Raw genomic sequence first — 13,083 nt, 5'->3', positions numbered from 1 at the left:
TTTTTTCTCCAGTCAGCGAAATGTGAATAAATTGCCCTTGCGCGTAAGACCGGCTTTGGTTAGTATTCTCACCCGCTTCAGTGGGTAAACTTAAACGTATCCGCTTGACTGGTTTGAAGCTTTGGTATGCGGTAATACCGCAAGGAACAGGTTGATTATGTACGAAGCTCTTTTAGTTGTTTTCCTTATTGTAGCCTTAGGCCTTGTGGGTCTTATCATGCTGCAACAAGGTAAAGGCGCTGATATGGGAGCCTCCTTCGGAGCAGGCGCTTCCGCTACACTGTTTGGTTCAAATGGTTCTGGTAATTTCATGACCCGTATGACCGCTGTGTTAGCAACACTGTTCTTTATCATCAGCCTGGTACTGGGTAACCTCAATACCAACAAAACCGATAAAGGAAGTGTGTGGGATAATTTAACTCAGCCTACAAAAACTGAGTCACAGCCAGCGGCACCTACCAAGCCGAGCAGCGATATTCCGCAGTAATAAGTAGTAAGCTTCAATACGGTAAGAAGTGATTACCGTGTTCAAAGTGCCGAGGTGGTGGAATTGGTAGACACGCTACCTTGAGGTGGTAGTGCCCGATTGGGCTTACGGGTTCAAGTCCCGTCCTCGGTACCAAAATATCTGCATTTCTTGCATTTTATGCAATATCGGCGTAATATTTGCCACGTTTTCGGACGCGGGGTGGAGCAGCCTGGTAGCTCGTCGGGCTCATAACCCGAAGGTCGTCAGTTCAAATCTGGCCCCCGCAACCACTTTCCCTGAGAGTTCTTTTTCAAATATACTGTGAACACCAGTTGGTGCCTCGCGAAGAATTTAGAAAAAAATTCTCCTGGATGGTGTCCGGGCCGCAATTGCGGTGTACAGGGTTCAGTTATCTAAAGCCTCGATTTATCGGGGTTTTTTGTTATCTGACTTCAGAATAACTGGGCTATATGCCCTTTTTTTATTTCTTGGGGGTGGGCTTGTCCACATTAGAGCAAAAATTAACAGAGATGATTTCAGCACCGGTTGAGGCGCTGGGCTATGAACTGGTCGGGATCGAATTCGTTCGAGGTCGCCAATCTACGCTGCGCATCTATATTGATAGTGAAGATGGCATCAATGTTGATGATTGTGCTGATGTCAGTCACCAGGTAAGTGCAGTTCTGGATGTCGAAGACCCTATCACTGTAGCTTACAACCTGGAAGTTTCCTCACCAGGCCTAGATCGCCCAATGTTCAATGCAGAGCATTACGTTCGCTTTAACGGCGAAGAAGTGAGCATTGTGTTGCGAATGGCTGTGCAAAACCGTCGTAAATGGCAGGGTATTATTAAAGCCGTAGAAGGTGAGATGATCACGGTTACGGTGGAAGGAAAAGATGAAGTGTTCGCGCTGAGCAACATCCAGAAAGCGAACCTGGTACCCCACTTTTAATAGTTTGGATTGAGGTGAAAACCCAGGATGAACAAAGAAATTTTGGCTGTTGTAGAAGCAGTTTCCAACGAAAAATCACTGCCGCGCGAGAAAATTTTCGAAGCGCTGGAAAGTGCACTTGCAACAGCGACCAAGAAAAAATACGAACAAGAGATTGATGTGCGTGTCAGCATCGATCGTAAAAGTGGTGACTTCGATACTTTCCGCCGCTGGGTCATTGTTGAAGAAGTTACCCAACCAACGCGTGAAATTACTCTTGATGCAGCTCAATTCGAAGATCCAGAGCTGAATGTTGGCGGATACGTTGAAGACCAGATCGAATCTGTGACTTTCGACCGTATCACTACTCAGACCGCGAAACAGGTTATCGTACAAAAAGTACGTGAAGCTGAACGCGCAATGGTGGTTGATCAGTTCCGCGAGCACGAAGGCGAAATCATCACTGGTGTCGTGAAGAAAGTTAACCGCGATAACATCTCTCTTGATCTCGGTAGCAACGCTGAAGCTGTTATTCTTCGCGAAGATATGTTGCCGCGTGAAAACTTCCGCCCAGGTGACCGTATCCGCGGTGTGCTTTATGCTGTGCGTCCGGAAGCTCGCGGTGCTCAACTGTTTGTTAGCCGTTCCAAGCCAGAAATGCTGATCGAACTGTTCCGCATTGAAGTGCCGGAAATTGGCGAAGAAGTTATTGAAATCAAAGCCGCTGCTCGTGATCCTGGTTCTCGTGCGAAAATCGCCGTGAAAACCAACGACAAGCGTATCGACCCGGTAGGTGCTTGTGTCGGCATGCGCGGTGCGCGTGTTCAGGCAGTTTCTACTGAACTGGGCGGTGAGCGTATTGATATCGTGCTGTGGGACGATAACCCAGCTCAATTCGTTATCAATGCTATGGCTCCGGCTGACGTGGCTTCCATTGTTGTCGATGAAGACCGACATACAATGGATATCGCGGTAGAGGCAGGCAATCTGGCGCAAGCAATCGGTCGTAACGGACAAAACGTTCGTCTGGCTGCACAGCTGAGCGGCTGGGAACTCAACGTTATGACTGTTGATGACCTGCAAGCCAAGCATCAGGCTGAAGCACATGCTGCCATTGATACCTTTACCAAATACCTCGAGATCGACGAGGACTTTGCCACTGTATTGGTAGAAGAAGGTTTCTCCTCTCTCGAAGAGTTGGCCTATGTGCCGATGAAAGAGCTGTTGGAAATTGATGGCCTTGATGAAGATACAGTGGAAGCATTACGTGATCGCGCCAAAAACGCCCTCACCACACTGGCATTGGCGCAGGAAGAAAGCCTGGGCGATAACAAACCTCAAGAGGATCTGCTGAACCTCGAAGGTATGGATCGCAACCTGGCCTTTAAACTCGCTTCGCGCGGTGTGAGCTCGCTGGAAGATTTGGCTGAGCAAGGTGTCGACGATCTGTCAGATATTGAAGGTTTAACCAACGAGAAAGCCGGGGAATTGATTATGGCTGCTCGCAATATCTGCTGGTTTGGCGGCGAAGCGTAATAAACTGTAGCAGGAAGGAACAGCATGACAGATGTAACCGTAAAAGCGCTGGCCGCAGAGATTCAGACCTCCGTGGACCGCCTGGTACAGCAATTTGCTGATGCAGGGATCCCTAAGGCTGCTGATGATTCTGTCTCGGCCCAGGAAAAACAGACATTACTGGCGCACCTGAATCGTGAACACGGTTCTGCGCCAGATAAGTTGACATTACAGCGCAAAACGCGCAGTACTTTAAACATTCCAGGTACCGGTGGGAAAAGTAAATCGGTACAAATCGAAGTCCGCAAGAAGCGCACCTTTGTGAAACGTGATCCGCAAGAGACCGAACGTCTTGCCGCGGAAGAACAGGCGCAGCGTGAAGCGGAAGAGCAAGCCCAACGTGAGGCGCAGGAAGCTGCCAAACGTGAGGCGCAAGAAAAAGCTAAACGTGAAGCTGAAGATAAAGCTAAGCGTGAAGCCGCTGATAAAGCGAAACGTGAAGCTGCGGAAAAAGACAAAGTGAGCAATCAACAAGACGATATGACCAAAAGCGCCCAGGCCGATAAAGCCCGCCGTGAAGCTGAAGCTGCTGAGCTGAAGCGCAAAGCTGAAGAAGAAGCCCGTCGCAAATTAGAAGAAGACGCCCGCCGTGTAGCTGAAGAGGCCCGTAAAATGGCTGAAGCTAACGCAGGTGTTTGGACGGAAGAAGAGAAAGTGGAAGACGACAAATCTGATTACCATGTAACCACTTCTCAACACGCTCGCCAGGCTGAAGACGAAAACGACCGCGAAGTTGAAGCTGGCCGTACTCGTGCTCGTACTGCGACAACTAAAGCACCACGCCAGAAGAAAGGCGGCAAACACGGCGAGTCTAAAGCTGACCGTGAAGAAGCGCGTGCTGCAGTTCGTGGTGGTAAAGGTAAGCGTAAACCAAGTTCTTTGCAGCAAGGCTTCAACAAGCCTGTGCAGGCAGTTAACCGTGATGTCGTTATCGGCGAAACAGTGACTGTTGCAGAACTGGCTAACAAAATGGCTGTTAAAGGCTCTCAGGTCATCAAAGCGATGATGAAACTGGGCGCAATGGCAACCATTAACCAGGTCATCGACCAGGAAACCGCACAGCTGGTTGCCGAAGAGATGGGCCACAAAGTTATCCTGCGTCGTGAAAACGAGCTGGAAGAAGCGCTGATGAGCGACCGTGACACTGACGCAGTTGCTGAGTCACGTGCTCCAGTTGTTACCATCATGGGTCACGTTGACCACGGTAAAACTTCCCTGCTCGACTACATTCGTTCTACTAAAGTAGCGTCTGGCGAAGCGGGTGGCATTACCCAGCACATCGGTGCATACCATGTAGAAACTGATAACGGTATGGTTACCTTCCTGGATACCCCGGGACACGCAGCGTTTACGTCTATGCGTGCTCGTGGTGCTCAGGCAACGGATATCGTTGTTCTGGTTGTTGCTGCAGACGATGGCGTGATGCCACAAACTATCGAAGCTATCCAGCACGCGAAAGCGGCGCAGGTGCCGGTAGTGGTTGCAGTGAACAAAATCGATAAGCCAGAAGCTGATCCAGACCGCGTTAAGCAGGAACTGTCTCAGTACGGCATCATGCCTGAAGAGTGGGGCGGTGAAAGCCAGTTCATCCACGTATCTGCTAAAGCAGGTACTGGTATTGACGAACTGCTGGACGCAATCCTGCTGCAAGCTGAAGTTCTCGAACTGAAAGCAATGCGTGATGGCATGGCAAGCGGTGTGGTTATCGAATCCTTCCTGGATAAAGGTCGTGGTCCGGTAGCAACTGTTCTGGTTCGCGAAGGTTCTCTGAACAAAGGCGATATCGTTCTTTGTGGCTTCGAATATGGCCGTGTTCGTGCAATGCGTGACGAAATGGGTCGTGAAGTGACTGAAGCAGGTCCGTCTATTCCTGTTGAAATCCTTGGTCTGTCCGGTGTTCCGGCAGCGGGTGATGAAGTAACAGTTGTTCGTGACGAGAAAAAAGCTCGTGAAGTTGCTCTGTATCGTCAGGGTAAATTCCGCGAAGTTAAACTGGCTCGCCAGCAGAAATCTAAACTTGAAAACATGTTCGCCAACATGACCGAAGGCGAAGTGTCTGAAGTTAACGTTGTGCTGAAAGCTGACGTTCAGGGTTCTGTTGAAGCGATCAGCGATTCCCTGCTGAAACTGTCTACTGATGAAGTTAAAGTTAAAATCATCGGTTCCGGTGTTGGTGGTATCACTGAGACTGACGCTACGCTTGCTGCAGCTTCTAACGCTATTCTGGTTGGCTTCAACGTTCGTGCTGATGCATCTGCACGCCGCGTTATCGAGTCAGAAAGCCTGGATCTGCGTTACTACTCCGTCATCTACCATCTGATTGACGAAGTTAAAGCAGCAATGAGCGGCATGCTGTCTCCGGAACTGAAACAACAGATCCTCGGCCTGGCCGAAGTTCGCGACGTGTTCAAATCACCTAAATTTGGCGCAATCGCAGGTTGTATGGTTACCGAGGGTGTGGTCAAACGTCACAACCCAATCCGTGTTCTGCGCGACAACGTTGTTATCTATGAAGGCGAGCTGGAATCCCTGCGCCGCTTCAAAGATGACGCCAACGAAGTTCGTAACGGTATGGAATGTGGTATCGGCGTGAAGAACTACAACGATGTGCGTGTTGGTGATGTGATCGAAGTATTCGAAATCATCGAAATCCAACGTACCATCGCCTGATATCAGCCGGGTACATAGCTAATATCTTTAGGGGGCCGAGCGCCCCCTGATTTTATGGAGAATTTATTATGGCGAAAGAATTTGGTCGCCCACAGCGTGTTTCCCAGGAATTGCAGAAAGAAATCGCAATCATCCTGCAGCGCGAAATTAAAGACCCGCGTCTGGGTATGATGACCACCGTTTCTGGTGTCGAAGTGTCACGCGATCTGGCTTATGCCAAAGTGTTTGTAACCTTCCTGAACGATAAAGACGAACAAGCAGTGAAAGAAGGCATCAAGGTTTTACAGGATGCTTCTGGCTACATTCGTTCTTTGCTGGGCAAAGCAATGCGCCTGCGTATCGTGCCTGAACTGACTTTCTTCTACGATAACTCGTTGGTTGAAGGTATGCGCATGTCGAATCTGGTTTCTAACGTCATCAGAAACGATGATGAGCGCCGTGTAAACGATACGGATGACAGCAAGGAGGATTAATGAGTCGTCCTCGTCGTCGTGGTCGTGATATCCACGGAGTACTGTTGTTAGATAAACCTCAGGGTTTATCTTCGAACGACGCGTTGCAGAAAGTGAAGCGTATTTATAACGCTAACCGTGCCGGTCATACCGGAGCGCTTGACCCGCTTGCAACCGGAATGCTGCCGATTTGCCTCGGAGAAGCGACAAAATTCTCGCGTTATCTGCTCGATTCCGACAAGCGTTACCGTGTTATTGCCCGCCTTGGGCAGCGCACTGATACATCTGATGCTGATGGCACAGTCGTTCAGGAGCGTCCGGTAACCTTTACCGAACAAGAGCTGGCGCAAGCGTTAGATAGCTTTCGTGGTGAAACACAGCAAGTTCCATCGATGTACTCCGCACTGAAATATCAAGGCAAGCCACTTTATGAGTATGCGCGCCAGGGTATCGAAGTGCCGCGTGAAGCGAGGTCTATCACGGTTTACGAACTTCTGTTTATTCGCCATGAAGGCAATGAACTTGAGTTGGAAATTCACTGTTCTAAGGGAACGTACATCCGGACCATCACTGATGATTTAGGTGAGAAACTCGGTTGTGGTGCCCATGTGACTTTCCTGCGTCGCCTTGCAGTGAGCAAGTATCCTGTCGAACGCATGGTAACGCTTGAGCAATTGCATGCATTGGTTGAGCAAGCACAAGCGCAAGAAATTGAGCCATCCGTGTTGTTAGACCCGTTATTGATGCCAATGGACAGTCCTGCTTCGGACTTCCCCATCGTGAATTTATTACCTGCTGTTGCGGGTTACTTCAAGAATGGGCAGCCGGTGCAAGTCTCGGGCAGCCCAGCAGAAGGGCTAGTTCGCGTCACCGAAGGTGATGAAGGCAAATTTATCGGCATGGCCGAAATTGATGATGATGGACGCGTTGCGCCTCGTCGTCTGGTCGTTGAGTATCCGCTCTGACACCTGGAGTTGCCTTGCGATAAGAGGTGGCTACAGGTAAAATGGAGCAGCTTAACTTTCATACCCTTGTTTAACATTGTTGTGAAAGTGCACTGGAGTTGCTGAATTAGAGATCGGCACTCTATCTTTTTATCTATAATTTTGGAGTTTAAAATGTCTCTAAGCGTTGAAGCTAAAGCTAAAATCGTTTCTGAGTTTGGTCGTGGTACTAACGACAGCGGTTCTACCGAAGTTCAGGTTGCACTGCTGACTGCACAGATTAACCACCTGCAAGGTCACTTTGCAGAACACAAAAAAGATCACCACAGCCGTCGTGGTCTGCTGCGTATGGTTTCTCAGCGTCGTAAACTGCTCGACTACCTGAAGCGTAAAGATGTAGCACGTTACACCAGCCTGATCGAGCGTCTGGGTCTGCGTCGCTAAGTCTTGCGAGTTTCAGAAAAAGGGGCCTTTTAAGGCCCCTTTTTTCAACCATATGGCAGCAATTCTATGGAAACTAATGTATTGTTGCAGGGTGTGATCTTTGTTGCAGAGGTTCGCGCGGCTAATGAGAGGCTTTATCCGCAAGGGCGGGTCAGGGTTGTCATTAGTCGCGAGGATGCGATAGAGATCGGGTTAAATGGAGCAAGTGCAATCACCTGCTACCAAAGATTATTAAGGATATTATTTTGCTAACTCCGATTGTCCGTAAATTTCAATACGGTCAGCATACGGTCACAATAGAGACCGGTATGATGGCTCGCCAGGCTACCGCAGCAGTAATGGTAAGCATGGACGACACCGCTGTATTCGTGACCGTAGTCGGTCAGAAAAAAGCGAAAGCGGGTCAGGATTTCTTCCCACTGACTGTTAACTATCAGGAGCGTACTTACGCTGCTGGTCGTATCCCAGGTAGCTTCTTCCGTCGTGAAGGCCGTCCAAGCGAAGGCGAAACACTGATCGCGCGTCTGATTGACCGCCCAGTGCGTCCGCTGTTCCCGGAAGGTTTCGTGAATGAAGTTCAGGTTATCGCGACCGTTGTTTCCGTGAACCCACAAGTTCACCCTGACATCGTTGCAATGATCGGTGCTTCTGCCGCTCTGAGCCTGTCTGGTATTCCATTCAATGGTCCAATTGGTTCTGCTCGCGTGGGCTATATCAATGACCAGTACGTGCTGAACCCAACTGCTGACGAACTGAAAACCAGCAAGCTGGATCTGGTTGTTGCCGGTACCGAAGGTGCTGTGCTGATGGTTGAATCCGAGGCTGAACTGCTGAGCGAAGACCAGATGCTGGGCGCGGTAGTATTTGGCCACGAACAACAACAAGTTGTTATCCAGAACATCAACTCCCTGGTTGCTGAAGCTGGCAAACCACGTTGGGACTGGCAGCCAGAAGCCGCTAACGAAGTGCTGAATGCGCGCGTTGCTGCACTTGCTGAATCCCGCCTGAGCGATGCTTACCGTATTACTGACAAGCAAGAGCGTTACGCACAAGTCGGCGTTATCAAATCTGACGTTATCGCTGCACTGTCAGCTGAAGACGATTCAATTGATGCTGGCGAAGTTAGCGACATCCTGCACGCTATCGAGAAAAATGTTGTTCGTAGCCGTATTCTGGCTGGCGAACTGCGTATCGATGGTCGCGAAAAAGACATGATCCGTGGTCTGGATGTGCGTACTGGCGTTCTGCCACGTACTCACGGTTCTGCACTGTTCACCCGTGGTGAAACTCAGGCGCTGGTTACAGCAACTCTGGGTACCGCACGTGACGCACAGAACCTGGATGAGTTGATGGGCGAACGTACCGACAACTTCCTGTTCCACTACAACTTCCCTCCGTACTCCGTAGGCGAAACCGGCATGGTCGGTTCACCGAAGCGTCGTGAGATTGGTCATGGTCGTCTGGCTAAGCGTGGCGTACTGGCTGTTATGCCAGAAGCTGACCGCTTCCCGTACACCGTGCGTGTAGTGTCTGAAATCACTGAATCTAACGGTTCTTCTTCCATGGCTTCCGTATGTGGTGCTTCTCTGGCACTGATGGATGCAGGCGTGCCAATCAAAGCCGCTGTAGCCGGTATTGCGATGGGTCTGGTTAAAGAAGGCGAGAACTTTGTTGTTCTGTCTGACATTCTGGGTGACGAAGATCACCTGGGCGACATGGACTTTAAAGTTGCTGGTAGCCGTGAAGGTATCTCTGCACTGCAGATGGATATCAAAATCGAAGGTATCACCCGCGAAATCATGCAGGTGGCTCTGAACCAGGCTAAAGGTGCGCGTCTGCATATCCTTGGTGTAATGGAACAGGCTATCAACGCTCCGCGTGGCGATATCTCTCAGTTCGCTCCACGTATTCACACCATCAAAATCAACCCAGACAAGATCAAAGACGTGATCGGTAAGGGTGGTTCTGTGATTCGTGCGCTGACCGAAGAAACCGGTACAACTATCGAAATCGAAGATGACGGCACCGTGAAAATCGCAGCGACCGATGGCGAGAAAGCGAAATTTGCTATTCGTCGTATCGAAGAGATCACTGCTGAAATCGAAGTTGGCCGTATCTACCAGGGTAAAGTTACTCGTATCGTAGATTTCGGTGCATTCGTTGCAATTGGCGGCGGCAAAGAAGGTCTGGTGCACATTTCTCAAATCGCTGACAAGCGCGTAGAGAAAGTGACTGACTACCTGCAAATGGGTCAAGAAGTTCCAGTTAAAGTACTGGAAGTTGATCGCCAGGGCCGTGTACGTCTGAGCATCAAAGAAGCAACTGAGCAGTCTCCAGCAGAAAGCGCAGCACCTGCTGCACCAGAAGCTGAGTAAGCGATACCGTTTAAGCTCTCCATGGCGACATGGAGAGCTATTTATTACGGGGCAGGGAGTCTCGTTTTAGAGCCGGCGGACAGGACGTCAACCATATGTTGTCTTCGGGAGTGGGAAATGAAGCCTTTTTTGCGCTGGTGTTTCGTTGCGACAGCTCTCACACTGGCCGGATGCAGCAATTCTGCCTGGCGTGAAAGTGAAGTCCTGGCGGTGCCATTGCAGCCGACTTTGCAGCAAGAAGTCATTCTTGCACGCATGGAGCAGATACTTGCTAGCCGGGCTTTAACCGATGATGAACGCGCGCAGCTTTTATATGAGCGCGGAGTGTTGTATGATAGCCTTGGCTTGCGGGCTCTGGCGCGAAATGATTTTTCACAAGCGTTGGCAATCCGCCCCGATATGCCTGAAGTATTCAATTACTTAGGTATATATTTAACGCAGGCAGGCAATTTTGATGCTGCCTATGAAGCGTTTGATTCTGTACTTGAGCTTGATCCAACTTACAACTATGCGCATTTAAATCGCGGTATCGCCCTCTACTACGGTGGTCGTTATCGTTTGGCGCAAGATGATCTGCTAGCGTTTTATCAAGACGATCCCAATGATCCTTTCCGTAGTCTGTGGCTCTACATTGCTGAAAGCAATTTAGATGCAAAGCAGGCTAAAGTGGCGTTACAACAGCGCCTCGATAAATCGGACAAAGAACAATGGGGATGGAACATTGTCGAGTTCTACCTGGGGAACATTAACGAAAAAACGTTAATGGAACGCCTCGAGGCGGACGCAACGGATAACACCTCGCTCGCTGAGCATCTCAGTGAAACCAACTTCTATTTAGGTAAGTATTACCTAAGTCTGGGGGAAAAGGACAGCGCCACGGCACTGTTCAAGTTAGCGGTCGCTAACAACGTACACAACTACGTTGAGCATCGTTATGCATTGTTGGAATTAGCGCTCTTGGGCCAGGAGCAAGATGACCTGGCAGAATCGGACCAGCAATAGCTGACGAACATCGATCAGCCCATAAACTTTTTTATTAAAGTCATCACCTTAACGGGTGAGGGCGTTTTTGTTCGTTAATCAACCAAATTTGAGCCGGTTCACACTTTTCAATGAAAATTGCAGGTCAATTTCACGATGAGTTATGTAGACTGGCCGCCATCTACGAGGCACGTGTACTACATGACTGACATCATCGAGACTACTACTATCGAAACTACTTTTTCTGATCTGGGTCTTAACGACTCCATCCTTAAAGCCCTGAACGATCTGGGTTACGAAAAACCATCTCCAATCCAGGCAGAGTGTATCCCACAGCTGTTGGCTGGCCGCGATGTACTGGGTATGGCCCAGACTGGTAGCGGCAAAACTGCAGCGTTCTCTTTACCGCTGCTGCACAACCTTGATCCAGAGCTGAAAGCACCACAAATCCTGGTGCTGGCACCGACCCGCGAACTGGCGGTTCAGGTTGCTGAAGCCATGACGGATTTCTCTAAACATATGCATGGCGTAAACGTTGTTGCCCTTTACGGTGGCCAGCGTTATGACGTGCAGCTGCGCGCCCTGCGTCAGGGACCACAAATTGTTGTTGGTACCCCAGGCCGCCTGCTTGATCACTTAAAACGCGGCACGCTGAACCTGTCCAGCCTGAAAGGTCTGGTACTGGACGAAGCTGATGAAATGTTGCGTATGGGCTTCATCGAAGACGTTGAAACCATCATGGCGCAGATCCCAGAAGGTCACCAGACCGCTCTGTTCTCTGCAACTATGCCAGAAGCGATTCGTCGTATTACTCGTCGCTTCATGAAAGATCCGCAGGAAGTGCGCATTCAATCTAGCGTGACTACTCGCCCGGACATCAGCCAGAGCTACTGGACTGTGCACGGTATGCGTAAGAACGAAGCACTGGTTCGTTTCCTCGAGTCTGAAGATTTTGATGCGGCGATCATTTTCGTACGTACCAAAAACGCAACTCTGGAAGTGGCTGAAGCGCTGGAACAGAGCGGCTATAACAGTGCTGCACTGAATGGTGACATGAACCAGGCACTGCGTGAGCAAACCCTGGAGCGTCTGAAAGACGGTCGTCTGGACATCCTGATTGCAACCGACGTTGCAGCTCGTGGCCTGGACGTTGAGCGTATCAGCCTGGTTGTTAACTACGACATCCCGATGGACTCTGAGTCTTACGTTCACCGTATCGGCCGTACCGGCCGTGCTGGTCGTGCTGGCCGTGCTTTGCTGTTCGTTGAGAACCGCGAGCGTCGTCTGCTGCGCAACATCGAACGCACCATGAAGCTGACTATTCCTGAAGTTGAACTGCCAAACCGCGATCTGCTGAGTGAGCGTCGTCTGGCTAAGTTTGCAGCTAAAGTTCAGCAACAACTGGATAGCAGCGATCTGGATCTGTACCGTGGTCTGCTTGCAAAAATTCAGCCATCTGCTGAATCTGAAGAAGCGCTGGATATGGAAACGCTGGCAGCAGCACTGCTGAAGATGGCACAGGGCGAACGTCCTCTGATCCTGCCACCAGATGCACCAATGCGTCCACGTCGTGAATTCCGTGAACGTGATGAGCGTTTCGAGCGTTCAGACCGTGCTCCACGTGGCGATCGTCCAGAACGTGCACCACGCGGTGACCGTCCAGAGCGTTCAGATCGTCCACAGCGTGATGGCGATGCACCACGTCGCGAACGTCGTGATGTTGGCGATATGGAACTGTACCGTATTGAAGTTGGCCGTGATGATGGTGTTGAAGTTCGTCATATCGTTGGCGCTATCGCTAACGAAGGTGATATCAGCAGCCGTTACATCGGTAACATCAAACTGTTCGGTACTCACTCTACTATCGAACTGCCAAAAGGCATGCCGGGCGAAATCCTGCAGCACTTTACCCGTACTCGTATTCTGAACAAACCAATGAATATGCAGTTGATGGGTGATGCTCAGCCTCGTACTGACCGTGGCGGCGAACGTCGTGGCGGCGGTGCAGCAGCAGGTGCTGGCCGTGGTTTCGGTGGTGGTGAGCGTCGTGAAGGCGGTCGCGGTCCACGTCGTGATGGCCCAGCAGGTGCTGGTGCACCACGTAGCTTCAGCGGCGAACGTCGTGAAGGCGGTCGTGGCCCACGTCGTGAAGACGGTGCAGCTCCTGCTCGTCGTCGTACCACAGAAGCATAATCACAGAAGTTTATGCCTGCTGTTTACCAGCAGGCAGTGATAAAAATC

At 50.3% G+C, this 13,083-nt stretch carries 11 protein-coding genes and 2 tRNA genes; all 13 read left to right on the top strand.

Translation table 11 applies throughout. The annotated features are described in order from the left end of the window. The first annotated feature begins 157 nt into the window (after nucleotides 1-157). The 13 genes from secG (at nucleotide 158) to M975_RS16380 (ending at nucleotide 13,035) form a co-directional block, all read left to right on the top strand. Entirely contained in the window at nucleotides 158-487 is a 330-nt protein-coding gene (gene secG / locus M975_RS16440) for a preprotein translocase subunit SecG (RefSeq protein WP_034498820.1), read from the top strand. Nucleotides 488-535: 48 nt separating this feature from the next. Then, a tRNA-Leu gene (locus M975_RS16435) sits at nucleotides 536-622 on the top strand. A gap of 60 nt (nucleotides 623-682) precedes the next feature. Beyond that, a tRNA-Met gene (locus M975_RS16430) sits at nucleotides 683-759 on the top strand. A 210-nt stretch (nucleotides 760-969) separates the two neighbouring features. Next, nucleotides 970-1,422, top strand: coding sequence for a ribosome maturation factor RimP (gene rimP, locus M975_RS16425; protein ID WP_064561087.1), 453 nt, complete (start codon nucleotides 970-972; stop codon nucleotides 1,420-1,422). A gap of 27 nt (nucleotides 1,423-1,449) precedes the next feature. Continuing rightward, complete coding sequence (gene nusA / locus M975_RS16420) at nucleotides 1,450-2,937, top strand: transcription termination factor NusA (protein ID WP_064560986.1); 1,488 nt, start codon at nucleotides 1,450-1,452, stop codon at nucleotides 2,935-2,937. 24 nt (nucleotides 2,938-2,961) lie between these two features. Then, entirely contained in the window at nucleotides 2,962-5,646 is a 2,685-nt protein-coding gene (gene infB / locus M975_RS16415; RefSeq protein ID WP_064560985.1) for a translation initiation factor IF-2, read from the top strand. A 68-nt stretch (nucleotides 5,647-5,714) separates the two neighbouring features. Next, a complete protein-coding gene (gene rbfA / locus M975_RS16410; RefSeq protein ID WP_034459684.1) occupies nucleotides 5,715-6,119 on the top strand; it encodes a 30S ribosome-binding factor RbfA in 405 nt (134 codons plus the stop codon). Continuing rightward, entirely contained in the window at nucleotides 6,119-7,063 is a 945-nt protein-coding gene (truB, locus tag M975_RS16405; RefSeq protein WP_064560984.1) for a tRNA pseudouridine(55) synthase TruB, read from the top strand. Before rbfA ends, truB begins: the two co-directional genes overlap by 1 nt. Before the next feature lie 153 nt (nucleotides 7,064-7,216). Beyond that, the gene (gene rpsO, locus M975_RS16400) at nucleotides 7,217-7,486 is read left to right on the top strand and encodes a 30S ribosomal protein S15 (protein ID WP_002434239.1); all 270 of its coding nucleotides are present in this window, start codon (nucleotides 7,217-7,219) and stop codon (nucleotides 7,484-7,486) included. A 245-nt stretch (nucleotides 7,487-7,731) separates the two neighbouring features. Beyond that, on the top strand, nucleotides 7,732-9,861 hold the full coding sequence (gene pnp / locus M975_RS16390; protein WP_064560982.1) for a polyribonucleotide nucleotidyltransferase: 2,130 nt from the start codon (nucleotides 7,732-7,734) through the stop codon (nucleotides 9,859-9,861). Nucleotides 9,862-9,978: 117 nt separating this feature from the next. Continuing rightward, a complete protein-coding gene (nlpI, locus tag M975_RS16385) occupies nucleotides 9,979-10,863 on the top strand; it encodes a lipoprotein NlpI (protein ID WP_064560981.1) in 885 nt (294 codons plus the stop codon). 110 nt (nucleotides 10,864-10,973) lie between these two features. Continuing rightward, nucleotides 10,974-11,051, top strand: a complete 78-nt coding sequence (gene yrbN / locus M975_RS23020) for a protein YrbN (protein WP_110510645.1) — start codon at nucleotides 10,974-10,976, stop codon at nucleotides 11,049-11,051. After that, nucleotides 11,044-13,035 (top strand): DEAD/DEAH family ATP-dependent RNA helicase, encoded by a 1,992-nt coding sequence (locus M975_RS16380; RefSeq protein ID WP_064560980.1) that lies wholly within the window; start codon nucleotides 11,044-11,046, stop codon nucleotides 13,033-13,035. Before yrbN ends, M975_RS16380 begins: the two co-directional genes overlap by 8 nt. Nucleotides 13,036-13,083 lie beyond the last annotated feature (48 nt).

The sequence above is a fragment of the Buttiauxella brennerae ATCC 51605 genome (genome assembly GCF_001654925.1).
Classification (GTDB): Bacteria; Pseudomonadota; Gammaproteobacteria; order Enterobacterales; family Enterobacteriaceae; genus Buttiauxella; species Buttiauxella brennerae.
The sequence above is the reverse complement of the archived record's forward strand: the minus strand, read 5'-3'. Positions and strand labels throughout refer to the sequence as shown.